The sequence below is a fragment of the Paenibacillus xylanexedens genome, assembly GCF_007680605.1.
GTDB lineage: Bacteria > Bacillota > Bacilli > Paenibacillales > Paenibacillaceae > Paenibacillus > Paenibacillus xylanexedens_B.
Genome location: NZ_VEIO01000027.1, coordinates 1 through 1,211, shown reverse-complemented (window position 1 = coordinate 1,211; position 1,211 = coordinate 1). Strand labels below are relative to the sequence as shown.

The 1,211-nt window shown below is 47.2% G+C and carries 1 protein-coding gene; it reads left to right on the top strand.

The genetic code is table 11. From position 1 onward, the window contains the following. Nucleotides 1-1,211 (top strand): condensation domain-containing protein (locus FS818_RS28180; RefSeq protein WP_260984883.1); only part of this gene is annotated, 1,211 nt, incomplete at both ends.

Genomic DNA, 1,211 nt, shown 5'->3' with positions numbered 1-1,211 from the left:
GAGAAAAGCGGTATTGGCAGTACATTGTTACCGGAGATCAGCTTCAACTACTTAGGGCAATGGGATCGGGAGATGAACGCCGGGGCGATGTCCATGTCTGGGCTGTCTACTGGATTGCCAATGAGTCCGCAGTCGGAGCGGGTTCATGCGTTGGACATTGCAGGGAATGTAATCGGTGGAAAGCTGATGCTGAGCTTAACATACGATAAGCGGGAGTACGAGGAAAGCACGATGCAAGGACTGCTGGACAACTACAAGAAGCAGTTGCTTTCGATCATCGAGCATTGCATGCAGCAAACGGAGCAGGAACTGACTCCGAGCGACGTGGGTAGCGTATCAATACCGCTCGCCACTTTCGATAAACTTCGCAAGCAACTGGTGAGTAACGAGCTGGTCTCCATATATCCGTTGTCTCCAATGCAAGAAGGCATGTTGTTCCAATCATTAAGGGAACCAAAGTCGTCTGCGTACTTCGAACAAATGTCTTTTACGATTCAAGGGACTATGCATGAATCCTATCTGGAGAAGAGCCTTTCCCTTCTGTTAGAACGGTATGACATCTTCCGAACAGTGTTTGTGTACGAGGCATTAGAGAGGCCGCTACAGATCGTACTGAAAAAGAGCAATCCGTCGATCGTTTTCAAGGATTTCACAGGACTACCGGAAGACGAGATCAAGTGCAAAGTAGAGCGATTTAAGCAATCGGACCGGGAACAAGGATTCGATCTGACGAATGATGTGTTATTGAGGATTGCCGTATTAAGGACGGGAGACAACCAGTACGAGATGGTTTTGAGCCACCATCATATTTTAATGGATGGCTGGTGCTTACGTATCGTCTTAAAAGAGTTTTTCTACATGTATACGCAACTCTGCAGTAGCAGAACGATTAAATTGCCTGCGGTAAAGCCTTATGTACTCTTTATCAAGTGGTTGGAGAAACAGGATCGGGAAGAAGCACTGGGCTACTGGAAAAATTATTTGGCAGGGTACGAGCAACGTACGGCGACTCCAACAAGCAGTCATTTTACAAGTGAAGAGTATATCCTGGAAGAGACTCATCTTACGTTCTCGGAGGCGCTGACCGAACGTTTGATGCGCTTAAGCAAATACCATCAAGTTACGATGAATAGTATGTTGCAAGCAGCATGGGGCTTGTTGTTGCGCAGATACAACAACACCAATGACGTAGTGTTCGGCGCTGTCGTGTC